Annotated in this window: 22 protein-coding genes and 1 pseudogene; 3 read left to right on the top strand and 20 right to left on the bottom strand. The window is 53.6% G+C overall.

Going from position 1 to position 21,721, the window contains the following annotated elements:
• Positions 1-18: 18 nt before the first annotated feature.
• Genes D5E69_RS05685 through D5E69_RS05680 form a run of 3 tightly spaced genes read right to left on the bottom strand, consistent with a single transcriptional unit; the run spans position 19 to position 2,506 of the window.
• Positions 19-1,278 (bottom strand): ABC transporter permease, encoded by a 1,260-nt coding sequence (locus D5E69_RS05685; protein ID WP_249931568.1) that lies wholly within the window; start codon positions 1,276-1,278, stop codon positions 19-21.
• Positions 1,269-1,619 carry a hypothetical protein gene (locus D5E69_RS23590; RefSeq protein ID WP_249931567.1) on the bottom strand — a complete coding sequence of 117 codons (351 nt, stop codon included), beginning with the start codon at positions 1,617-1,619 and terminating at the stop codon, positions 1,269-1,271. Before D5E69_RS23590 ends, D5E69_RS05685 begins: the two co-directional genes overlap by 10 nt.
• Complete coding sequence (locus tag D5E69_RS05680) at positions 1,619-2,506, bottom strand: ABC transporter ATP-binding protein (RefSeq protein WP_048005270.1); 888 nt, start codon at positions 2,504-2,506, stop codon at positions 1,619-1,621. The genes D5E69_RS23590 and D5E69_RS05680 overlap by 1 nt, the downstream gene beginning before the upstream one ends.
• Positions 2,507-2,650: 144 nt before the next feature.
• Here D5E69_RS05680 and D5E69_RS05675 point away from each other — a divergent pair, with 144 nt between their 5' ends.
• On the top strand, positions 2,651-3,238 hold the full coding sequence (locus tag D5E69_RS05675; RefSeq protein WP_159129393.1) for a TetR/AcrR family transcriptional regulator: 588 nt from the start codon (positions 2,651-2,653) through the stop codon (positions 3,236-3,238).
• 30 nt (positions 3,239-3,268) lie between these two features.
• On the opposite strand, the gene D5E69_RS05670 is transcribed toward D5E69_RS05675, so the two are convergent.
• Genes D5E69_RS05670 through D5E69_RS05640 form a run of 7 tightly spaced genes read right to left on the bottom strand, consistent with a single transcriptional unit; the run spans position 3,269 to position 8,792 of the window.
• On the bottom strand, positions 3,269-3,649 hold the full coding sequence (locus tag D5E69_RS05670; protein WP_159129392.1) for a VOC family protein: 381 nt from the start codon (positions 3,647-3,649) through the stop codon (positions 3,269-3,271).
• Entirely contained in the window at positions 3,649-4,005 is a 357-nt protein-coding gene (locus tag D5E69_RS05665; RefSeq protein ID WP_159129391.1) for an immunity protein CdiI family protein, read from the bottom strand. Before D5E69_RS05665 ends, D5E69_RS05670 begins: the two co-directional genes overlap by 1 nt.
• A gap of 33 nt (positions 4,006-4,038) precedes the next feature.
• On the bottom strand, positions 4,039-4,494 hold the full coding sequence (locus D5E69_RS05660; RefSeq protein ID WP_249931566.1) for a VOC family protein: 456 nt from the start codon (positions 4,492-4,494) through the stop codon (positions 4,039-4,041).
• Positions 4,495-4,509: 15 nt separating this feature from the next.
• A complete protein-coding gene (locus D5E69_RS05655) occupies positions 4,510-5,316 on the bottom strand; it encodes a helix-turn-helix domain-containing protein (protein WP_159129390.1) in 807 nt (268 codons plus the stop codon).
• Position 5,317: 1 nt separating this feature from the next.
• Positions 5,318-6,697: a sensor histidine kinase gene (locus D5E69_RS05650; protein WP_048005274.1), complete on the bottom strand. Its 1,380-nt coding sequence runs from the start codon at positions 6,695-6,697 to the stop codon at positions 5,318-5,320.
• The gene (locus D5E69_RS05645; protein ID WP_159129389.1) at positions 6,694-7,365 is read right to left on the bottom strand and encodes a response regulator transcription factor; all 672 of its coding nucleotides are present in this window, start codon (positions 7,363-7,365) and stop codon (positions 6,694-6,696) included. The genes D5E69_RS05650 and D5E69_RS05645 overlap by 4 nt, the downstream gene beginning before the upstream one ends.
• Positions 7,362-8,792, bottom strand: a complete 1,431-nt coding sequence (locus tag D5E69_RS05640) for an aminotransferase-like domain-containing protein (RefSeq protein ID WP_159129388.1) — start codon at positions 8,790-8,792, stop codon at positions 7,362-7,364. The genes D5E69_RS05645 and D5E69_RS05640 overlap by 4 nt, the downstream gene beginning before the upstream one ends.
• Before the next feature lie 100 nt (positions 8,793-8,892).
• Here D5E69_RS05640 and D5E69_RS05635 point away from each other — a divergent pair, with 100 nt between their 5' ends.
• Positions 8,893-9,495, top strand: a complete 603-nt coding sequence (locus tag D5E69_RS05635; RefSeq protein ID WP_048005277.1) for a LysE/ArgO family amino acid transporter — start codon at positions 8,893-8,895, stop codon at positions 9,493-9,495.
• 38 nt (positions 9,496-9,533) lie between these two features.
• On the opposite strand, the gene D5E69_RS05630 is transcribed toward D5E69_RS05635, so the two are convergent.
• The 3 genes from D5E69_RS05630 to D5E69_RS05620 all read right to left on the bottom strand — a co-directional run bounded on the left by D5E69_RS05630 (position 9,534) and on the right by D5E69_RS05620 (position 14,639).
• Positions 9,534-11,648, bottom strand: a complete 2,115-nt coding sequence (locus D5E69_RS05630) for an MMPL family transporter (protein WP_063190813.1) — start codon at positions 11,646-11,648, stop codon at positions 9,534-9,536.
• Positions 11,649-12,032: 384 nt separating this feature from the next.
• The gene (locus tag D5E69_RS05625) at positions 12,033-13,946 is read right to left on the bottom strand and encodes a S9 family peptidase (protein WP_159129387.1); all 1,914 of its coding nucleotides are present in this window, start codon (positions 13,944-13,946) and stop codon (positions 12,033-12,035) included.
• Positions 13,947-14,189: 243 nt separating this feature from the next.
• The gene (locus tag D5E69_RS05620; RefSeq protein ID WP_048005654.1) at positions 14,190-14,639 is read right to left on the bottom strand and encodes an AraC family transcriptional regulator; all 450 of its coding nucleotides are present in this window, start codon (positions 14,637-14,639) and stop codon (positions 14,190-14,192) included.
• Positions 14,640-14,747: 108 nt separating this feature from the next.
• Here D5E69_RS05620 and D5E69_RS05615 point away from each other — a divergent pair, with 108 nt between their 5' ends.
• On the top strand, positions 14,748-14,978 hold the full coding sequence (locus tag D5E69_RS05615) for a DUF3953 domain-containing protein (protein ID WP_048005280.1): 231 nt from the start codon (positions 14,748-14,750) through the stop codon (positions 14,976-14,978).
• Positions 14,979-15,022: 44 nt separating this feature from the next.
• Here the strand turns inward: D5E69_RS05615 and D5E69_RS05610 are convergent, their stop codons facing one another.
• From D5E69_RS05610 to D5E69_RS05580, 7 genes and pseudogenes are all read right to left on the bottom strand, one after another.
• A complete protein-coding gene (locus tag D5E69_RS05610) occupies positions 15,023-15,337 on the bottom strand; it encodes a hypothetical protein (protein WP_048005281.1) in 315 nt (104 codons plus the stop codon).
• Between the two features lie 48 nt (positions 15,338-15,385).
• A pseudogene (locus tag D5E69_RS05605) lies at positions 15,386-16,992 on the bottom strand (glycoside hydrolase family 43 protein).
• Complete coding sequence (locus D5E69_RS05600) at positions 16,985-17,410, bottom strand: DUF4064 domain-containing protein (RefSeq protein WP_053072440.1); 426 nt, start codon at positions 17,408-17,410, stop codon at positions 16,985-16,987. The pseudogene D5E69_RS05605 and the gene D5E69_RS05600 overlap by 8 nt, the downstream one beginning before the upstream one ends.
• Positions 17,407-18,351, bottom strand: a complete 945-nt coding sequence (locus D5E69_RS05595) for a pectinesterase family protein (RefSeq protein ID WP_053072441.1) — start codon at positions 18,349-18,351, stop codon at positions 17,407-17,409. Before D5E69_RS05595 ends, D5E69_RS05600 begins: the two co-directional genes overlap by 4 nt.
• Positions 18,321-19,220 (bottom strand): dienelactone hydrolase family protein, encoded by a 900-nt coding sequence (locus tag D5E69_RS05590; RefSeq protein ID WP_048005283.1) that lies wholly within the window; start codon positions 19,218-19,220, stop codon positions 18,321-18,323. Before D5E69_RS05590 ends, D5E69_RS05595 begins: the two co-directional genes overlap by 31 nt.
• Positions 19,217-20,545, bottom strand: a complete 1,329-nt coding sequence (locus D5E69_RS05585; protein ID WP_063190817.1) for a glycoside hydrolase family 28 protein — start codon at positions 20,543-20,545, stop codon at positions 19,217-19,219. Before D5E69_RS05585 ends, D5E69_RS05590 begins: the two co-directional genes overlap by 4 nt.
• Positions 20,509-21,672 (bottom strand): glycoside hydrolase family 88/105 protein, encoded by a 1,164-nt coding sequence (locus D5E69_RS05580; protein WP_048005285.1) that lies wholly within the window; start codon positions 21,670-21,672, stop codon positions 20,509-20,511. The genes D5E69_RS05585 and D5E69_RS05580 overlap by 37 nt, the downstream gene beginning before the upstream one ends.
• Positions 21,673-21,721: the final 49 nt, after the last annotated feature.

Here is a 21,721-nt window from a genome sequence, read left to right as displayed (position 1 = left end):
GGTCCATGCCTTTTTGTATCACCCTTGGAGATCCCTCTTTCTGTACCCCCATGCACCGACCACCATGAATAGAATGGCGAAGGCACAGATAAGCAGGAACGGACCTGCCTCGAATGACTCCACCGGCAGACGAGGAATATAGCCGAACGGAGTCAATCGATTCACCATCTCCGGAAGGTCGAGCATCCCACCGAGGTACACAACCAGGAATGAATAAACAAGATAACCCCAGGTGAAGATGAGGAGCCGTGGCCTTACCCCTATGAAAAACGTGCTCACAGCCAGCATGCACCACTGAGCCGGCAGATACACCATCCCCGAGGCGATCATATTCGCAAGTGGGATGGGCTCTTCCATCACCATCGATGCCGATGCCCATAAGCCCACGATGGCGAGCAGGATCACGAGGCCACCCCATAGGATCGAGATCAGGACATACTGCCAAAGGACACGCATTCTAGACACCGGACCTGCTAGAAGGTGCTCAAGGGTGCCTTTTTTCTCCTCGCTCCTTACTTTATGAAGGAATAGGAGGGGTGGGATCGTGCCGAGGACAGCGATGACGATCATCATGAGGGTCATGAATTGTTCGGTCAGGCTGTGGCCGGATGCATCGGGCAGCATGGCGGCAAGCTCTTCATTCCCCGACAGGAATGCTTCAAGGTCACCGAAGACGGAACCATAGGAGACGCCCAGAAGCAGCATCCCGATGGCCCATGAGATCAACGACGTCCGCTGGATCCTGAGCATGAGTCCGAATGGACCGGTAAGCCACCTTGATCCTCGCTCCCTCCCTGCTTTCGCCGGTATCAGACCGCTTCCGATGTCCCTGGAAGCATTCAACCTGAAGCCCAACCAGGCCACAAGCACGATCCAGCCCGCCGCAGGGAGGAGCGGCCACCATATATTCTGCACGAAGACCCGGGTTTCAAGGAGCCAGCCGAGGGGTGAACACCAGGTGAGGAACAGATCGCCCACGTCCCCGATGGCCCTCAGTAGATAGGAAAGACCGAGGAAGGCAAAGCTCCAGCCAAGCGTCCCCACCGTGCTGCCGAATAGCTGTCCCGCTACCAGGGTCACGGTTCCGAAGATCATGCCGGCACTCCCGACGGCGATCCCATAGAGGAGGGAACCGCCAAGGCTTATACTGTCAATCCCAAGGGACACCAGCCCGCCTGTCAAGAAAACGGCCAGACCCCCATTCGCCATGAGGAGGAGCACCAGCACGGCCGACAGATTCGCCGCCCTTCCCACGGGAAGCGCACGGATCATCTCCATCCGTCCATCCTCTTCCTCCCCCGCGTGTGACGCGAAGCAAGCAGGATGCTCATGATGGCTGCAGCGATCATGGTAAACAACAGCATCTGGTGACTGAGCATCGCCCCATCGGTGTAGTCCGACAGTCCGTATCCCTTCCCTACCATGGCAGTCATGGCGGGATTCTTCATCGTTTCCGCCATGGACTGCCTTTCCTGGTCATTCCCGTACATCCCTGCGTACGACAAAGCGGTCACGATGGTAAGAACCGTTAAGGAGACGACCCATGCGGAAAGATAGAGCCGATTTCGTCTGAGCATCAGGCTGATCAGGGTCCCCGTTTGATGAAATCGTCCCTCCATCACCCTTCATCTCCTTCATAATGACGCATGAACAGGTCTTCGAGGGTCGGCGGTGAGCTCTCGATCTTCACCAGCCCCTTTTCACTGATGGCCTTCATGATGGAACCAAGCTCATCCCGGTCCGCCTGGAACGTCATGCCTGCACCGGAAACCTTCAGGTCATGGACCCCACTCCTCTGCCCAAGATCATCCAAGGCCTCTTTTGTTTCAACATAAAGTGTCGTCCGCGTCAGATGTCGCAGCTCATCAAGGCTTCCCTGCTCAACCATCGTCCCCTTCCGGATGATCCCGACCCGGTCGCATAATCGCTCGACCTCCGATAAGATGTGGCTTGATAACAGGACGCTGTGCCCCCGCTCCTTCGCTTCGAGCACATACTCCTGGAACACCCTTTCCATGAGGGGATCCAATCCCGACGTCGGTTCGTCGAATATGAACAGCTCCGAATCGGACGCGAAGGCCACAATCAGCGCGACCTTCTGACGGTTCCCCTTCGAATAGGTCCTGCACTTCTTCCTCGGATCGAAGTCAAAACGCTCCATAAGCTTCTTCAGTCGCGCGGGATCTGCTCCACCTTTCATCTTCAGGAAGAGGTCGATGACTTCTCCCCCGGTCAGGTTTGGCCAGAGCGTCACATCACCCGGTACATAAGAAAGGCGCTTATGAATCTCGACCGCATCTCTCCACACATCCTTTCCGAAGATGGAGGCTTTCCCTCCCGTTGACCGGAGGATCCCGAGCAATATTCGGATCGTTGTGGATTTTCCGGCTCCATTCGGACCGATGAACCCGTAGATTTCCCCTTGGTTGATGGAGAGCTGGACGTCATTCAGTGCTTGAAACGAACCAAACGTCTTTCTGAGCGCTTCTGTGTGTACGATTTCCATTCTAATACACCCCTCGAAAGTTATGAACTTTTTAAACTACTTTATTTCATAATATACAAATATAATGGATTCCACAACAAGTTTTGAACTTATTCATTTGTTATATTTCATAAAATTAAGTACACTAATGGGGAGGTGAATGAAATGGATGGATTCCAACGCCGTCGCGAACAGAAGAAACAGGCGATCCTTCTTGCCGCCCTGACCCTTTTCATGAAGAATGGCATCCAGAAGGTATCAATCGCTGAAATCGCCAAGGAAGCCGGCGTTTCCCAAGTGACAATCTACAACTACTTTGAAAGCAAGCATCAGTTGACATATGACGTGTTCGTCTTTTACATCGAGAGCGCTTCTTCCCAGTTCGAGGAGCTCGTGCACAGTGACCTCCCCTTTCCTGATAAGATCCGCATGATCATGTTCAGTAAAAAAGAGGTCGCACAACAGATCCATGAGGAATTTTATCAGTACCTGATGAAACAGTATTCAACAGAAGGAAATCTATTCGAGAACCTTTACGAAGAAAAAGTCGTTCCTTACTTCAGTCAGCTGATCCAGGAAGGAAAAGATCAGGGATACGTGGATGATTCCCTTTCAGAGGACGCGATCCGATTTTACCTGGAGATGCTCAGAACCTATATGGAGAATGAGGAAAACTATACAAAGGCGCTTCCCCTGACGGAGGATATCAACAAAATTTTCTTTTATGGCATCATGAAGGGGAAACAGGAATAGAAAAAGGAGAGTGGCATGCCACCCTCCTTTTTATAGGTTTTCATAGATTTCAAGCAGCGTCCCGTCCGGATCGCGGAAATGAGCGACCTTGATGCCCCACTCCTGCTGTTCCACAGGCTCCGTTATGAAATCGACTCTTTCCTTCCATTCCTCATAAGAACGGGCAACATCCGCCACCTTGAAGATCAAGGCCACGCGGTCTGTCCGGGAATCATCTCTCCAGTACACATCGCCGATCGCTGCCGCCATCTGCCTGCGGTCGAAAACCCCGAGCTTCACTCCATCGAACTCAAAGTCCGCATCGTTCGATTCCTCATCTCCCCATGCAACCTTGAAACCGAGCACGTCCCGGTAAAATAGGGAGCACTCTTTATAGCGGTCGACCAAAATCCTTGTATGGGTCAATTCCATCAGAACCCCCGCCTTTCCATGGAGGCATAAAACCGGGCACTGGTGGAGGGCATGAAGGTGACATCGAATCTTCCCACAAGCTCTTTTTCCACCTTGGATGCGAGTCCGCTGCCCTTTTGGTTGAAGGCTTCCTCCATTTCGATTCCACCGGCCCGGAGTTTATCATGGTCCCAATCGATCCATTCCCCGTATGTTTGACCCCACTCATCAAGCTCCATTGATAAAAGATCGGAGAGGCCCATCCCTTCTAACTCGAGGTTGCTTCCGCACGAATGGCACCAGACGGGGTCGGCACCGACATCGCCCTCGATCCGGATTGTTGCGGGTGTACCGGTTCCACATTCACAGTTCAACATCCTTCATTCCTTTCATCAAAAAAATGCCGACTTTTAAAAAGTCAGCATCGCACCTCGCTCATCGAACGTCGAAGAAGGATTCCACGCCACTTCCCACAGATTCTTCTCCGTGTCGGCAAAATAGGAGGTGCGCCCTCCCCAGAAGGCGTCGCTCGGTTCGCGGAGGATGGTGCCCCCCTTCGACCGGACGGTGTCGATGATACGGTCGACTTCTTCTTTTTCTTCCACGTTGATGGCGAGGGTGACAGGCTTGTAGCCTTCCGTCGGTTTGGCAAGTGGGACGCCGGCATCCTTCTCCAGCTCCTCATGAGGGAACAGGGTGAGCATGACCCCGGCCGTTTTGAAGACGCCGTATGTATCCGAACTGAAGTCTGCTTCCTCCCATTCCAGTGATTGATAGAAGGCACGGAGCTTCGGCAGATCCTCCGCCCCCAGTGTAACGAGTGATATTCGCTGTGGAATCATATTCATTTCCCCTTTCCTCTCCATCGTACAGGATCCCCTTCAGGAATGATTGTAAAAATCGGACAGTTTGAGCTGGGACGGGGTCTTCCCCGTCTTCTTCAGGATGTCATGGTAAAGATGGGACTGGTCATAAAAGGAGGCGGAAGCTTCCCCGACATTTCTTCCTCCACTTCTCACATAATCCGAGACAAGGGACTGGAACCGGATGACGGCGCTGAACTTCTTCGGCGTGAGCCCGACGTAGTCTGAGAAAAGCCTGGAGAGGGTCCTGGTTGAAAGGAACTGTTCAGCCGCAATTTCCTTAACCGACCGGATCCCTTTACCCTCCAGGATCGAATAAACTGCGGCGTTCGCCTGGATGGACCTGTTGGACGCTGAATGAGTACCACCTTTCTTTAGAAAAAAAGAGTCAAGGGATGCCACACTCAGGCCCCATTCGGCGAGACCCGTCAGTTCCCTCAGAAGATCCGGTGACAGATCATCGAGGAGCACCGTGGTTCCTGTGAAGCTTGATGCCTGATCCCGGATGATGCGATGGTAGGCCCCCGGGTAGAACCGGATACCCCATGTGACAGACCCGGCCCGTCCCGGACTGGTGGCATGGAAATAGTCATCGAACATCCCGCAGTAGGACCATTCGTACCGGCCCGTCAATGAATCCCTGTCGTAAATGATATCCGTGCACCCGTCGGGGACGATGATGCTTGTTAACGTCCGACCATCGCCCACCTCTTTCGGCACCGACTGCCAGTAGCAGACGATGAACGATGTGAGGGCGGGGTGTGGTCGATATTCCCGGTAATCCGTATCGGGGCTCGTCATGACAATGGGGCGGAATGGCACCATGTTAATTCTCCTTTGAAGGCAGGGTGATGATGAAGCGCGTTCCTTTACCCAATTCGCTTTCGATGGCCACTTCTCCTCCATGAAGGGAGATGATCTGCCGCACGATGGAAAGGCCGAGACCCGTCCCCTCTTTTGTCCGCGAATCATCGACGCGGTAAAATTTATCGAACACCTGTGACACTTCGTCTCCTGAGATGCCGATTCCCGTGTCGCTGATGATGACCCGGGTCTCCCCGTCCTGCTCGAGGGTGATTCCGATCGTCCCGTCTTCACGGTTGTATTTGATGGCGTTGGTGAGGAGATTTTCCCATACGTTCTCCAGGAGCTCTTCGTCCGCCCTGATGGCAACGGCCGGAAGTTTGTAGGAGAGCTCGATCCCTTCCTCATCCATCCGCCAGCGGTACTTCCGGATGACGGCTTTCAGCTGTTCATCCAGACGGAAATCCGTGACCTTGAGAGGGTAGGCTTCCTGGTCCAGGGAGGTGAGGAGCAGGAGCTGCTTGGTCAGATTCGACAGCCGCTTCGTCTCCCTCTCGATCACCTCGGCATATTCAATCCGTTCTTCCTCCCCTTCTGCGGTCTTCAACAGACCCGCATAGCCCTGTATGTTCATGAGGGGCGACTGGAAGTCATGGGAGACGGAGCTGATGAACGACTTCCTGGCCCGATCATTATGAAGAAGCTGATCCTGCATGCGGTGGAAGCTCTCGGACAGCTCCCCGATCTCGTCCTTCCGGTGGATATCGATGGGGTAGCTGAAGTTCTCCTGTGACACCTGCCTCGTCGCTTCCGTCAGCTTCGAAATCGGACGGGTGAGCTGCTTGGCAAGCATCATCATGCCGACAATGTTGAGTATGGCGATGACGGCGATGAACCCGGCAAGGACCGTATGAAAGTCCGATGCCAGAAGCTTCGTATCGGACCGGATGAAGAGGCCGTATGGTTTCCCCTCGTACTCGAACGGCACTCCTACCGTATTCTGCAGCTCATTGGAGAAATGTCCGAACATGAAGTTCATGGTCGAGAAATTGCTGATGCCGTGGTAGACGTCCCCATCGGTCAGGACCCGTTCTGCTTCTTCCGGGAACTCATCATTTTTAAAAGGCAGGCCGTAGAAACGCTCGTCACCTTGTCCGTCTGTCACATAAATCTGATAGCCGAGCTTCGAGATCGAATCAAGATAACGGTCGAAACTCTCCCCGGAGTGGTGCATGGAGTCGAGGACCTTCACGATCTCCCGCGCCCGGTCCTCCTGCTGCTGATCGGTTTTCTTCTTCGTATAGTTCATATAGAAGAAGTTGGCGAGGAAAAAGCCGAGGACGGTGCTGACGACCAGGATCAGGAGAGTGGCGGCGATGAACTGCTTGTACAAGGTCTTCATTGCGCTCCCTCCAACCGGTAGCCGACACCGCGGACCGTCTGGATCTCGATGCTCGCGCCGTGCTTTTTCAGGCGGTCCCGGATCCGGTTCATATGGGTGTTGAGTCGAAGCTCGGTCCCTTCTTCCTCAAGGCCCCAGATCTCTTCGATCAAGAGCCCCCGGGACGTCACCTTATTGGCCCGTCCCATCAGGGTATAGAGGATTTCGAATTCCTTCAGGGGCAGGATCAGCGTTTCCTGATTGATGACCACCTCGAAGGTCTTGCGGTTGATGGACGTGTTCCCCATCACGATTTCATCCCGCATACTGCGCTCGTAGCGCCTCAGGATCACCTGGACGCGGAAGAGGAGCTCCTTCGGTTCGAAGGGCTTCACGATGTAATCCTCCGTCCCGGAAAGAAATCCTTTTTCCTTATCCTCAAGCTGTCCTTTTGCGGTCAGGAGGATGACGGGGGTGGACAGGTCCTCCGTCAGGATCTTCGTCAAATCGAACCCATTCATCCCGGGCATCATCACGTCGACGATGGCGAGATCCACCCTTTCTTCCTCCAACAGGTGCAGGGCTTCATCGGCATCCGATGCCTTCAGCACGTGGTAGCCTTCTTTGGTGAGATGGATGGACACGAGACGCTGGATATGGAGATCATCATCTACGACGAGGATCTTCATGGCGCATCCCTCCTTTCTTTTATGATTTCACGCAATTGATGTAAGCCGATTTCCATCTCATCCAGCGATGCATACGCAAACGACAAGCGGATGTGATGAGCATCGCCTGGGTCATAGATATATCCTGGATTCAAGAGGATTTTCCGCTGCAGCGCCTTCAGAAACAAGGCTTTATTCACAATGGGCGCATGGAATCTGATCCAGATATAGAAACCTCCAGATGGATGATTCCACGTAGCAATATCCTGATACTGCCGCAATAAGATCTTTTCCATTCGTTCCGCCCTCTCCTGCAGACGCGTACGAAGCCTCTCCACATGCCGATCATACCTTCCGGACATCATCCAGTGAGCGACGATTTCTTGTGAAAACGCACTTGAGCCATAATCGGTCTGCATCTTGATATCAGCGAGTCTCTTGATGACAGGCGTCGGGGCCACGATCCATCCGATTCGAAGACCGGGGCTTAAAGTCTTCGACACACTGCCCAGGTAGAGGACATGGCCTGCTTCATCCATGGCCTTCAACGGTGGACTGCCTTCCCCGAACTGAAGTTCATGATACACGTCGTCTTCAATGATTGGAATCCGGGCGTCACGACAGAGGGTGTAGAATGATTTTTTCTCCTCTACTGTCCAACTGTAACCCGTAGGATTATTCAGGGTCGGGACGCAATAAAAAAGGGATTGCCCCTTTAGGCTACGGATCGTGGAAGATAGCGTTCCGTCTCTGTTCACGGCTTGCATCCGCATGCCCGCTGATTGGAACGGATGGACAGAGTTGAGATAGGAGGGACCCTCCTGGAACACCGTCGCCCCTTCCTCCAACAAACCGACGGCGATGAGTTGGAGGGCCTGCAGGGCTCCTGAAACGATCAAGATATTATCAGAGGATACCGTGATACCCCGTTTCTCAAGTCGGGCGGATAGGGCTTCCCGGAGCTTTATGCTGCCTTGTGGCGATGAATATCCGATGGCCCGTGCATCAAGGGTAATGGAACGAAGGGATTCTTCCAGTTCCCTGGCAGGTAGGAGGTCCGGTGACAGTTCTCCTGTGCCGAGTCTGATGATATCGTCTTTTTGCTCATAGTCATTGATCAATTGAATGGTGTGGTAATTGGGCTTGTGGACGCCGGTTTCAATGTGACGCTGCCAGTTCGGACGCGCTTGGTCCATCAGAAGGTTCCATGCATTCCCGGTAACATAGATGCCGGAACCGACCCTCCCTTCAAGATATCCGTCTGCTTTCAACTCATCCAAGGCTGTCTGGATGGTACTTCGGTTCACATCGAATTCTTCTGCAAGCTTCCTTTGAGGGGGAATTCGCATATCGGTGCTCCAATCCCCTCTTTCTATCAAGGCTTTAATCCGATCGGTGATCTGCCGATGAATGCTGATCACGGCGTGACGATTGGGTTTCCAGTCCATCCTGTTCTCCTTTGAAAATTGGATGGGTGAAAAACCATCCAATTGGTTGTTTTCTTTTAGTTGTAACACAGTATGATGAAAGAAGAAAGGAGATGGTGCAATGGACGCCCTTCTACATGGTATCCTACTGGCATTCGGTCTTATCCTTCCTTTAGGTGTGCAAAATGTGTTTGTCTTTTCTCAAGGGGCAGCACAACCCTCCCTTCCGAAGGCACTACCAGCAGCAGTCACTGCTTCCCTGTGCGATACCCTACTCATTCTGTTATCAGTCACCGGCTTATCCGTCATCGTCTTTACGTTTGATTGGCTTCGGACAGGATTGATCATCGGCGGAGTCCTATTCTTGGTCTATATGGGGTGGACCCTCTGGCAGACCGAAGGAGCAAGTGCTTCGACTCATGGTGCCATGCCGCTCAAACAGCAGATGGTCTTTGCCCTTTCCGTCTCGCTCCTCAACCCCCACGCCATCCTTGACACGGTCGGGGTCATCGGGACGAGCGCATTGGCATATACCGGAATGGATCTACTCCTATTCACCTGTGCCTGTATCGGTGTTTCATGGCTATGGTTCCTCGCACTTATCTTCGCAGGATCTACCATGAAGCATGTTGATCCGGCTGGAAGAGTGATGACGGTATTCAACAAATGCTCTGCCCTTTTCATCTGGGCCATGGCCCTTTATCTTCTCTCCGGTTTGGTTTAAAAGAAACCACAGGCCTCATAAGCCTGTGGTTCTTCACGTTATTCCGTTGCTTCCTTCTTATCCTTCTCAAAGAAGAGGATGAGGGCCGGAAGCAGCATGCCGCGGACCAGGAAGGTGTCGATCAGGATCCCGATCGATACCATGAATCCGAAGATGAACAGGTCGGCGATCGGCATCGTCATGAGGGCTGCGAACGTTGCCGCAAGGATGACCCCGGCCGACGAGATGACGCCTCCTGTATTGCGTATGGCGATCTCGAGTCCTTTCTTCACCCCGTGCACCCTGCGTTCTTCCATGAAGCGCGAGACAAGGATGATGTTGTAATCGATCCCGAGGGCGACGAGGAAGATGAAGGCATAGACCGGCACCCTCGTGCTGATGGCATCATATCCGAAGAACACGTCGATGAGGAAAAGTCCCGCACCCAGTGCCGATGCGTATGAAATCAGGATCGTCGCCATCATGTAGAGCGGCATCTTCCATGAACGGGTCAGGAAGAAAAGAAGGGCAAGAATCAGGACGCTCTCCAGGACAACAATGGTTAAAATATCCCGGTTGTTCACGTCGCGTTCGTCGACGAGCTTCGCCGTCACACCCGCTACATGGGAATCACCTGAGATCGATGCATCCTTCAGGAGGCGATCGCCATTGTCGCGGATTTCTTTCATGAAATCCATCGCTTCCACTGAGTAAGGGTCGGTATTCAACGCGATGCTGTACGATGCAGCGTCACGATCATCCGTCACCCCTGTCAGCCTGACCGATGCCACTTCTTTATAGGAATCCAGTTTTTCCTGAAGGGCCTTCACGGATTCATCAGAGAGCTCTTTTTTGCTCTCCACCAAGAACGTAGCAGGAGCGAGTTCCCCTTTATCAAACTGTTCTTCGACGATTTCATATCCAACGCGGGATGGCAGATCATCCGGGAAGGATTTGACCATATTGAATTCAAAATCAAGATTCAGGACGTTGGCGGCCGTGATGATCATGAACACCGCGACAGCCCCACCGGCAACCAGCGGTTTCTTCACCACGAATTTGGCGACCGGTCCCCAGAACTTGTGCTTCACTTCTTTCTCTTGGCCATATTTCGGTACTTTCGGCCAGAAGGCTTTCCGTCCGAACAGGGTGAACAATGCCGGGACAAGGGTGATGGATGCGAGCATGATCACGAGCATGGCCATACCGAACACCGGCGCGAAGTTCGAGTAATCACGGAAATTCGCGAAGAAGAGGATGAGCATGGCGGCAAGCACGGTACCCCCGGCGAAAAAGACCGGTTCTCCCGTGGCCCTCATGGCCTGCTTCATGGACTCATATTTGCTTTCATGGCGGTTGAGCTCTTCACGATAGCGTGAGAACACGAACAGTGAATAGTCGATAACGGCGGCGAAGAGCAGGATGCTCATGATCGATGTCGTCGAGTTGTTGATCTCAAGACCAGCCGACCCCATAAGGGCAATGGCCTGGTTGGCAACCTGATACACAATGGCGGTCGCGAGAAGCGGGATGATTGCCAGGAGCGGCGAACGGTAAATCGCAATCAGAAGCACGAGGATGATGAGCACGGTCGCAATCAATAGGACGAAGTCTGCGCTTTCGAAGAGCTTCACCGTGTCCCCGGCAATCCCGGCAGGACCTGTAATATAGAAATCTGTACCATCCTGACCTTTCGCCACGTCGTTCCCGATTTCGGAGGCTTTATCGATGATCGTCGAGTATTCGTCATTCCCGAGGTCTTTCTCGAGATTCATCGGAACGATCATCGTGGAACCGTCTTCCGACGTGAATCCTTTCAGGGCCGGTGGCGGCAGCTTGCTGATGTCCACGATGGAATCGATGCCTTCGATCTTTTCAGCACGGATCGCATCCAGGATCTCATTGGCATCCTCTGTGTTCACCTTTCCATCTTCATTATGAAAGACGAGGATCCCAGGGGTTCCCTGGTCGTTCGGGAAGTACTCTTTTATTTTTTCGTCTGCGACGATGGACTTGGCATCATCGGGCAGGGACTGGAAATCCGACACCTTGTAGTCCGAGAGCTTTGGTCCGGCACTCAGGGCGATCATGACCACGAGCCAGGTGATGATCGTGATCCACATCCCCCGCTTGGTCGATACCCAGGCGGTGATGGGCGCTAATACTTTCTTCATGTATGACAACTCCTATGAACAGAATGATTAAGCTTACGGGATCATTCTATCAAGGGAATATAAACTGAATATCAATTCCTTGTGTCAAAGGGGAATTTGATGAAACTCCTCCCGTCATGAAGAAAGTTTGAATTAATGAGAAGTCCGTTCCATTCCGCTGCGGGCGCCCGCTTTCCACGGGGAGGGAGTCGAGCCTCCTCAGCTGCGCTTCCGGGGTCTCGATCTTCCCTCTTTTCCCGTTGGAGTCGGACGCCCTCCGCTTCATTGCACTCAGTGGTTTTTAATGATGGGTTCAACTCCTAATCTTCCCTGCCACCCACAACCGTTCATTTGGTTGCAGTGCTCCCTTCAGCACACTTTCTAAAAAAAGAATGGTTACTCTGTTCAACGTTTCTGCCTTCCTCCATCAAGAATATGACGGGTGAACCATTCAAGGTTTTGCTCCATGATCAATTTATGAACCTTCGGATGGTCAGAGCTATAGCCCATTCCTTTGAAGAGCTTGAACTCAACCTCCACCCCTTGATCCTTCAGACCTTTGTAAAGTTCATGGGCGTTCTCAACCGGCACCCTTGCGTCGGCTTCCCCGTGCTGGATGAGCGTCGGTGTGCGTGCGGATTGTACATACCATATCGGTGAGCTCTTGGCATAGATTTCAGGGTCATTCCAAGGGGTGTCACCGAGATAGCTGAGGACGTTGGAGGGCAGGTCGGTCGTCGTGTAGTTCGTCACCCAGTTGCTGATTCCTCCGCCGACGGATGCCGCCTTGAACCGGTTGCTGTAGATGGACGAGAACGCGGTGATGAATCCTCCCTGGCTCCACCCCATGATGCCGACCGCGTCCGGGTCTACGATTCCTTGCTCCACCAGGGCGTCGACACCTGACATGATATCTTCATGATCACCGATCCCCAGATTTCGGGCATTCGCGTTCATGAAGGCATCTCCATACCCCGTGCTTCCCCTGTAGTTCGGTTCAAGGACGATGAAGCCCTGTGCGATGAACGACTCGACGGGATACTTATCATTGAAGGAAGTCGATTGAAACGGGAAAGATGCCCAGTTTGGACCACCATGGACCAGGACCAGGAGCGGATGCGCCCGATCTCGTTCCATGTCTTCAGGTATGGATAGAACCCCTTCAATCGTTTCACCATCGTGATTGGACCAAGTGATCACCTTTTTCCGGCTGATGCGCTTAGAACTCAGCAGATCATTCTCATCGGTCACCTTCACTCCATCCACATAAAGTTCCGCCGTTTCATTCGGATGTGCCTTCAGGCATGCCAGATGATGGCCGTCTGATGATATGGAAGCTCCGAGCGTGTAGCCATCCTCATGACTGTAGGGTTCCAGGTTTCCATCCGGTTGGATGAGCCCAATTCTCCCGTTCGTCCGGTCCTGCCATTTCACAAGGATTCCTTGTTCTGTCCAGCAGATCGGCATCCAAGTGGAATCGGCTTCGGATAGGGGCTGCACCCTTTCCCCCGTCATCAGGTCATGAATTTCGAGCGTGCTGTCTGGGATATGGGTTCGGTAGTAATCCTTTTCCTCGCGACTCACCGTATAGCAGATGTGTGTCCCTTCCGGCGACATGCTCACCTGTCCACCAAGGCGCCTGCTTTCTTCAATCTTTTGCACAACTCCAGTGAACTTGTTCAACAAGTACATCTCCGCCTTGTGAGCGTCATCGGCATCCGGTCCCGGACTCGCCAGGAAAATGATCCTTCCTCCATCGAGGGAAAGATCAAAATCCAAAACATGGACTCCTTCTTCAAATAGAGGAAGGAGTGAATCCCTCTCTTCAAGATCAAGATAATGGAGCCGGTGATGCCCGGTATGAGTGGGTGCGGTGTAGTAGAATCCCTTGCCTGTCGGATCCCATTTGTAAGAAGCGACCCCTCCTTCTACATCCGTCAGTTGGACTCGCTTCTTTTCTTTCATAGACTGTATGAAGAGTTGATTTCCGTTGGGCTGTGTACGCATGAAGGCAAGCTGATCCGAACAGGGCGACCATGATGGACGGAAGCCCGGTCGGACCTCGGCCGTCTTTTCACCTTTTTTATGTACTTCGATATGGGTGATGTATGCGTCTCGTTCCCAATCTGCTGTCCGCTTGACGAAAGCCGATCGTTGGCCGCATTCGTTGATGGTGACATCGGATAGTGTCGGTAGGGAAAGAAGGTCTTTTATGCTTATGTAGTCTGATTTTGTATCGTTCAATGGAATCCCGCCGCTCTGTTTTAGTAGTGCCTGCCGGATGGCAGGGTTTGGTGTTAGTTTAACATAAAATTCCATGTTGGGTGTTTAGAAATTCACGTCTGGGATTGGGTCTGCATTCCTTATTGGACGTTCCATTTCGCTGCGGGCGCCCGCTTTCCACGGGGAGGGAGTCGAGCCTCCTCAGCTGCGCTTCCGGGGTCTCGATCTTCCCTCTTTTCCCGTTGGAGTCGGGCGCCCTCCGCTTCATTGCACTTTTCGGTCATGGTGCTTCTTATCGTTCACAATTGAATGTTTAGCAGTTTCTGTCACAACCGGACCTTATTGAACAGGAACGAGCATTTCACACCGATGCTGCCTGATCAGTTCATCGGTGTATCGTTCGACGATGGGCTGGTTTCTTATGGATAAACCGCTCTTTTCAATATCCGATGGCATGTGTTTCCACCATTCCGTTATGGCTTCTTCGGTGTGGTCCAGTGTGAATACGGCGTATTTCCCCCCTGTAAATATCCCCTCCATTGCACCTCCGGTCACCTCGATCTCTGCGGCAACCACCACGGCTGTGTCGTAGCGGCAGGCTTCCGGTGGTGTGAGATCCGGGTGGTCCTGTGGGATTCCGAGTATCACCGAATTCTCCAGGATGTCATTCTTTCTTGCCCACGATTTCACCTTTTCCATAAGTTCCTTATTTGCTTCTCCTCCATACGGGCCTATGTTCCTGAAATAGGCGATTCTCAGCTCTGGAACCTCTTCTATCATCATGTCGATCTCCCCCTCCACTTGAAGGTAATATGGTATAAAATGTTTTTCAAGGGGATTTTTAAAAGTCGTCATGTATGGTACGGTGAACACAGTACGTTAATTGGAGGCCTTTCCTTGTTAAAGATCCTGCGTTTTCTGTTTGCCATCATTACCATCTCATTCGCTCTTTACGGAATGCTGTCGGATGATTTCAGTTATGCACCCCTTATGCTTCTATTCATGGGCGGTGCGATGCTTGTCATGGGGATTGAAGAGTACAAGAATAATAAAAAGGTTTTAGCCAGTCTGCTTGTCGCGGTATGCGTATTTACTTTTTATACCTCGTTTGAGATCCTTCTGCGTTGATAAGCCGCAAAAGAAAATGCACCGTCAGCTGACGGTGCATTTCTTCATAACCCAAACTGCTCTTTCATTATAAGCCGCCCTCGCTGGAAGGAAATGATCACCATCTTCTCTTCCTCTTCCCATCTGTAGACTGAATCATTTTCCCCGTTGTCTTCCTCCCCTTCCGGTACGCCCGGTTGACCCATTACCTCCACGACTTCAGGGTAGGTCATGCCTTTTTCAAGATTGTTGTACAGGTCGAGGGTGAACCCCTGCTCTTCTTCTTCCACCTTGCCAGTCGAGCTGGACCATTCGACGCGGCATCCGGAGAGGATGATCAGGGCCGCCAGGAAAAACGCGATCGTTCTGAACCGGTTCATGGATTCACTCCCTTTTTCTACCTTTACGAAAAAGGACCATGCAAGGTTTCACGAATCTCTGAAATTCACCATCCACTCTCCGGATTCTCCAATTCCCTGCTCTTCATCTTTCCCCCGGTACGTGAAATGATGGAAGTCGGCATGGGAACCGGATTGGGTATCCATATCGTGGGCGGCGAGGCCGATATAGGTTCCGGTGAACCCACCTGATAAAAAGTGAACCGGGATGGCATCGGCTACCGGGAGCCATTCTGACGAACTGCGATAGGAGAACCTCGCCTCGCTCCCGTGACCTTCCACCTTTAGATCAATGGCGCCATCCCCAAGCTCGATCATGACCGGATGAAGCGTCGATTCCCCTCCATCACATGAAAGCAGCCGCAGAACCAGTCCGGATTCATCCCGGGTGAGATAGCAGTAGAGATAATTCTCATCATCGAGATAAAGCATAAGACCTGCGAGCTGATTGAACGTCTCTGGCTCATACTCAATCCTCGTCTCGGCCTCGTAAAAGAAATCCTTCTGGCGCACGGCGAGGATGTGATGATCAAACAGGGAGTGCGGCGAGCCGCCGGACCATAGGCGGAGAATTCCCTCACGGCTTGTCAGGTCGCACCATGAGGGGTCCTGTGGAATGCGCAGGGTGTTCCATTCCCTGTGAAGATTTCCTTGGAAATCATCGTGGAAATCGGTGGGCTTGACCTGACGGACAGGTTCTTTCGTCTCAATGGCCGTCTGCAGACTCGGACCATTTCCCCCGTCTGCAAGCCTTAGCCACCCGTCTTCGCTCCATGTCACTTCCTGGATCGCCGTCTCGCGACCGAGGATCGCCCCTCTACCACCGAGGGGTCGGGTGCATAGATAGGCCATATACCATTTGCCCTCGGGTGACTGGATGATGCTGCCGTGGCCGGCGCATTGAAGGGGTGACTCCGGCTTATCCCGGGCCGTGAGCATCGGGTATTCCAGGTCCACTTCATAGGGGCCCGTGATGGAGCGGGAACGGCAGACCGTGATGGCGTGGCCCGCTCCCGTCCCTCCTTCTGCCGTGATCAGATAGTAATAGCCGTTATGGCGATACAGATGGGGCGCTTCCGTTTTGGCAAGCTCGGTGCCGTCGAAGATCTTATGGACTGGACCTGTGAGCGCTTGCCTCGTACGATCGTATTCTTGTAAAACGATTCCTGCCGACTTGTTCCCCGTCGTCATCCGGTAATCCCAGATTTCATTGAGGAGCCATGTTTTCCCGTCTTCATCATGGAAGAGCGATGGGTCGAAGCCGCTGCTGTTGAGGTAGACGGGCTCCGACCACGGGCCGCTGAGATCAGGTGCCGTGATGACATAATTATGGCTGTCCTTGAACGGCCTCCTCGTACTTTTCACATCGGTATAAACGAGATAATAGAGTCCGTCTGAGTAGTTGATCTGCGGAGCCCAGATGCTACCGTTCTTCGGATTCCCCGGAGGTCCACCTGATCGGTGAGAGGATCGGATTTGTGTACCCAGTTGACGAGATCGCGTGATTCATAGATACGGACGCCTGGTAGCCACTCGAATGTGGAGACGGCGATGTAGTAGGTGTCCTCCACCCGGAGAAGACTCGGATCCGGATGAAATCCAGGCAATACGGGATTGGTGATGATCGTTTTAGGCATGTGTGACTCCTTTCCTGTTCGGTTGTTTTCGGAAAAAACAGAGGGCGGCAGCGAGGAAGAAGAGGAACGCCAGAGGGAAGGCGACAAGCTGGGTGCCGATCAGCGTGGCTCCTCCCGCGGCTATCAGGATGATTCCGGCCCTTCCCGGATTCCGGTTTCCTTTCAGGAAGAAAGAGGCCAGAGCAATCAGGCAGAGGACCACGAGAAGGGTGATGGCAAACCATGTTGACAGTGTTTTGACCGCCTCGAAATTCCGGCCGAGCTCATCCCCCGGAAGGTTCCCCTGCAAAAGGGGGAAGACCTTGTCGGAATAGGTCGCTTCGTCCATGGGCAGGATCGTAAGGGCAAACCCTCCGAGGAAAAAGAGGCAGAGGAAGCCCCCGGACAGGGTGACGAGGAGCTCCCGCTTCCTTGTCACCCCTCTTCCTCCTCGATGAACGTGATCCAATCCGGGATGACGAACGCACCGTCTCCTTCGTAGTGGTTGCGGTCTTCCACGTAGGTGGTGGTGAGGCGGTTCGATGCTTTGTCCCAATCATCCCATCGTTCCGGGTGAAGATGCGCCCCCATCCAGCAGCGGGAGAAGACGGTCTTTCCATACGCCCGCCACGGCCGTCCGAGGTAGACGTTCCCCGTTCCTTCTTCTGCCGTGATGTAGCATTCCTCGAAGATCAATCCGCGTTCCTGCCCTTCTGGTGTCGACGCTGCGGAAATGAAGCCAACCCCGTCATCGGGTCGCTTGAGGGATTTGATTTCACACTGTTGGAAAAGCCCTTCCCCTCCCCCAAAAATGAAATCAATCGTCCCCTCGATCATGCAGGAGTGGAATTCGGCCCTGCTTTTCTCGAAGCGGACCTTCAACTGGGGGGTGCAAAAGGGAAGACCGGTTTTCTGGACTTCCGGAAGGGGTCCGAGACAGATCGTATCCTGATAGCCTTTGAAGCGGCAGTTCTTGAATGTCACACAATCCCCTTCTGAATACATGGCGACGGCCTGCCCGACCACTTCACCCGGTCCTGCGTCATTGGTGATGGTGATGTTTTCAATCAGCACGTTCTCGGCATTGATGAATACGGTGGCGGTCCGGAATGTGCCGATTTCCCCGCCGTTTCCATCAGGCTCCCTCGCATAGCGGCCGTCGACGATTTCCACGTCGCCGATCCCGCTCAGGATCAGGTTGTTTTGATAAATGGCCAGGCGCTCCCGGTAGACTCCGCTCAGGATCGTGATGCGGACCGGCCCCTCGATCCCCTTGCAGCGCTCCAGTGCTTCTCCAATCGTCGATACGGTGCCAACACCGGATTTCCCGACAACCATGCGCGTTTCTTTTACAGATGTTTTCTCAGAAAGGTTTTCCATGTTTCCCTCATCTCCTTCGTCTCTTGGTGGCCCCCGGTCAGGATCCTGCCCTCCCAATGATCGGGGCAGCCCTCACCGGCGTAAGCCTTGGTCAGTTCTCTATCCAGATATCGCGCCCCTTCCACCGGGCACATCCGGTCGCTTTCCCCCGTGAGGCTGAGGCGGGGACGTGGAGCGATCATTTCCTGGATGTCATAGGTGGAACATGCCTTCAGCAGACCCGGGACGTAATAGTAGAAGCCGTGATGATCGAGCCCCCTTTTCTCGAGCAGGGTTTCCGTATCCACCTGGGCTGCGATATCGATCGTCACCTTCACGCGCTCATCGAGGGCCGCAAGCCACCAGCTCAGTAGGCCGCCCATGCTCATTCCGATGGTCGCGATACGTGTGTCATCAAGGTCTTTCCTCGTTGCGATGTAATCCAGGAGCCTCATGCTATCGAAGAGGCGCATGCCCCAAAGGGTGCGGCCGTATAACAGCATCTCTTTAACCAATTCGCTTTCGAGCTTTCCTTTCCTCTCTTCGAATCCCCAATGATCGATGGCCAGGACGGCATATCCCATGGCCGTAAGCTCCCTTGCAAAAGAAGGGTCCTGCAGGTAGCCGGCACTCTCCGGCAGCTCGTGTTTGCCCGTGTCGAAGTCGCCCCCGTGTGAATGCTGGTAGACGACGACAGGGTGCGGGCCCGAGCGGTTCAACGGTGTGAGGAGGATGGCAGGGACGCTCTCCATCCCGTTCAGGTCGATCATGAGATGCTCCGTTTCATATGCATCCCCCTTCTCCTTTGAAAGCATGGTCCCTTGAAGCGTGGCTTCCGGAGGCGGATCTCCGAGGAGCAAGAGGAGTTTTTCCCGCAGAGAGGCGGTCATGAGAGCGTCACTTCCACCGCTTCACTGCCGCTTGCAGTCTTCGACAGGCAGTCCCTGACAGTGATCGTACCGCTGTTTTCCACGTGGAACGGCGGTCCTTCATGATTCTCGATCGTGACGCGGTCGAAATGGAGGTCGCTTGAGCAGCCGATGAAAAAGCCCCGTTTTGCCATATCCTCGATACCGGTCATCATGGCCGGCTTACCCGGGATGGCATCATCCGCCATGGAGATATCGATGTGCTGGAAGCTGACGTCCGATACGTGCTGCTCGGCGAGTCCGTAGATGAATCCCGCTGCCGCATGGACCCGTCTCGCCGTGATATGGGAGAAGTGGATGCGCCGGAACATCGGCGTTTCGTCCGTGACCGGATACGGATTTTTGTCCCATACGTATTGGTCCTTCCCGCGCGGACCGCAGAAGTAGTAGAGGTTGAGTATGAAAGGACAGATCACATTGTCCATGACGATATTCGTCACGCGGATATCTTCGACGATGCCGCCCCTTCCCCGTCTCGACTTTAGGCGGATGCCGCGGTCGGTGTCCTGGAAGACGCAGTTTGAAATGGTGACGTTGCGGATATCACCGCTCATCTCACTCCCAAGGACGACGGCACCGTGACCGTGGACCATCGTGCAGTTCGTAATCGTGATGTTCTCACACGGAGTGCGGTCCGTGGAATCCTCTGTCCCGGATTTGATGGCGATGCAGTCGTCCCCGACATCAATATGGCAGTTGCTGATCCGCACATTCTTGCACGACTCGGGATCGATGCCGTCGGTGTTCGGGGAGTCGGCAGGGTTCAGGATCGTCACATTGTCGATGGTGATATTCTCGGAACGGATGGGATTGACGGTCCAGCTCGGGGAGTCCTTCAGATGCACATCGCGAAGGGTGATTCCCTTGCAGCGGTCAAAGCTGATGAGCTTCGGTCGCGGGTAGAGGAGGCGGTCCCGTTCGTTGCGGAACACCTGCCACCATTCTTCCCCGTTCCCGTCGATCATCCCGTAACCCGTGACCGCGATCTGTTCGGCATCCTCCGCGTACAGGCATGAGGCATAGACATCGCGGTTCACGCCTTCCCAGCGTGATGCCACGACGGGATAATCCTCCTGGCGATCGGAGAACAGAAGGGTCGCCCCCATCATCAGGTGGAGCTCGATGTGACTCTTCAGGAATAGGGCGCCCGTCAGGAATTCACCTGCAGGTACGACCACCCTCCCACCGCCATGGCGCTCCGCTTCATCGATGGCGCGCTGGATCGCTTCGGTACAGATCCTGCCTTTGCTTACAGCTCCAAACTCGGTGATGTCGTAGACAGACATGAAGCGTCTCCCCCTTCCAGTACCGCTTCGCATTCGCATAGGGCCTGGAGGAATGCTCCGAGTCCTTTTTGATCGTTGCAGATGATCGGCTCGCTGATGTAGTACGCGTAGGAACCGTCCCTTTGATCAGCGCCGCCGAGCCCGGCGACCTGACAGTTTTTGTTCAGGTTCACCAACCCTTCATTCGTCAGGAGGACGAATTCTGATATAAGGCCTTTCCGGGATGCGGCGACATCTGCTTCCCACTCCTCACGATCCAATACTCCGAGACGGATCCCTTTGGCCATGGCATAGACGAACATACTGCTGCAGGAAGCTTCAAGGTAATTCCCTTTCCGTCCGCCCTGATCGAGCACCTGATACCAGACGCCGGTTTCGTCCCGCAGTGATTTCACCTTTGTGAGGATGGATTCGAGCATCGTCGCGAGATCGTCCCTTCCCGCCGTGTCCTCTGGCAGGATCTCCAGCGTATCGGCAAGGGCCATGACGTACCAGCCGACGGATCTTCCCCAAATATTGGCTGACAAACCGGTTCCTTCATGGGCCCATGGCTGCTGCTTTTTCTCATCCCACGCGTGATGCAGAAGGCCGGTCTCCCGGTTCAACAACCGCCCGTAACTTACACGGAACTGACGGATAATGTCCTCGATCCCTTCCCCGCCGTTCCAAGTCATGAGGTACTGTGCATAGAACGGCGTTCCCATATACAGTCCGTCGAGCCAGATCTGATGAGGATAAATCTGTTTATGCCAAAACACCCCTTCCGACGTCCGCGGATGCCGGGACAGCTGTTCCCTTAAAAGGTCCGCCGCCTTCCTGTATTTCTCGTCGCCTGTTTCCTTGTGGAGCAGGAACAGGAGCTTGCCGTTGTTGATGTGATCGATATTGAACTCTTCCAGCCGGTAGCCGAGGATGCTTCCATCTTCCTTTATAAAGTGATCCATATTCTCTCTGATGTACGCCAAATACCGTTCGTCCCCCGTCCGCTTCCAGAGGGACTCAAACCCTCTCAGGATGACGCCGTAATCATAGGACCATTTTTCGTTATAGCCCCTTTCTTCATAAAGCCTCGGCGTCCGTTCCATGATGGAGTCCGCTGTTTTCGTTGCCCATGTTTCGTTGGTCATGCCTTCACACTCTCCTTTAACAAAGTAGGAAAGGAGGGAGGTCTCGTGC

Source organism: Rossellomorea marisflavi (assembly GCF_009806575.1).
In the GTDB taxonomy this organism is placed as follows: domain Bacteria; phylum Bacillota; class Bacilli; order Bacillales; family Bacillaceae_B; genus Rossellomorea; species Rossellomorea marisflavi_A.
Note: the sequence above shows the minus strand (reverse complement) of the source record. Positions and strands in the feature narration are given on the sequence as shown.

Excerpts from the sequence above, each read along its gene's own strand:
- D5E69_RS05685 (WP_249931568.1), bottom strand. The coding sequence starts at position 1,278 with ATGGAGATGATCCGTGCGCTTCCCGTGGGAAGGGCGGCGAATCTGTCG.
- D5E69_RS23590 (WP_249931567.1), bottom strand. The coding sequence starts at position 1,619 with ATGGAGGGACGATTTCATCAAACGGGGACCCTGATCAGCCTGATGCTC.
- D5E69_RS05680 (WP_048005270.1), bottom strand. The coding sequence starts at position 2,506 with ATGGAAATCGTACACACAGAAGCGCTCAGAAAGACGTTTGGTTCGTTT.
- D5E69_RS05675 (WP_159129393.1), top strand. The coding sequence starts at position 2,651 with ATGGATGGATTCCAACGCCGTCGCGAACAGAAGAAACAGGCGATCCTT.
- D5E69_RS05670 (WP_159129392.1), bottom strand. The coding sequence starts at position 3,649 with ATGGAATTGACCCATACAAGGATTTTGGTCGACCGCTATAAAGAGTGC.
- D5E69_RS05665 (WP_159129391.1), bottom strand. The coding sequence starts at position 4,005 with ATGTTGAACTGTGAATGTGGAACCGGTACACCCGCAACAATCCGGATC.
- D5E69_RS05660 (WP_249931566.1), bottom strand. The coding sequence starts at position 4,494 with ATGGAGAGGAAAGGGGAAATGAATATGATTCCACAGCGAATATCACTC.
- D5E69_RS05655 (WP_159129390.1), bottom strand. The coding sequence starts at position 5,316 with ATGGTGCCATTCCGCCCCATTGTCATGACGAGCCCCGATACGGATTAC.
- D5E69_RS05650 (WP_048005274.1), bottom strand. The coding sequence starts at position 6,697 with ATGAAGACCTTGTACAAGCAGTTCATCGCCGCCACTCTCCTGATCCTG.
- D5E69_RS05645 (WP_159129389.1), bottom strand. The coding sequence starts at position 7,365 with ATGAAGATCCTCGTCGTAGATGATGATCTCCATATCCAGCGTCTCGTG.
- D5E69_RS05640 (WP_159129388.1), bottom strand. The coding sequence starts at position 8,792 with ATGGACTGGAAACCCAATCGTCACGCCGTGATCAGCATTCATCGGCAG.
- D5E69_RS05635 (WP_048005277.1), top strand. The coding sequence starts at position 8,893 with ATGGACGCCCTTCTACATGGTATCCTACTGGCATTCGGTCTTATCCTT.
- D5E69_RS05630 (WP_063190813.1), bottom strand. The coding sequence starts at position 11,648 with ATGAAGAAAGTATTAGCGCCCATCACCGCCTGGGTATCGACCAAGCGG.
- D5E69_RS05625 (WP_159129387.1), bottom strand. The coding sequence starts at position 13,946 with ATGGAATTTTATGTTAAACTAACACCAAACCCTGCCATCCGGCAGGCA.
- D5E69_RS05610 (WP_048005281.1), bottom strand. The coding sequence starts at position 15,337 with ATGAACCGGTTCAGAACGATCGCGTTTTTCCTGGCGGCCCTGATCATC.
- D5E69_RS05595 (WP_053072441.1), bottom strand. The coding sequence starts at position 18,351 with ATGGAAAACCTTTCTGAGAAAACATCTGTAAAAGAAACGCGCATGGTT.
- D5E69_RS05590 (WP_048005283.1), bottom strand. The coding sequence starts at position 19,220 with ATGACCGCCTCTCTGCGGGAAAAACTCCTCTTGCTCCTCGGAGATCCG.
- D5E69_RS05585 (WP_063190817.1), bottom strand. The coding sequence starts at position 20,545 with ATGTCTGTCTACGACATCACCGAGTTTGGAGCTGTAAGCAAAGGCAGG.
- D5E69_RS05580 (WP_048005285.1), bottom strand. The coding sequence starts at position 21,672 with ATGACCAACGAAACATGGGCAACGAAAACAGCGGACTCCATCATGGAA.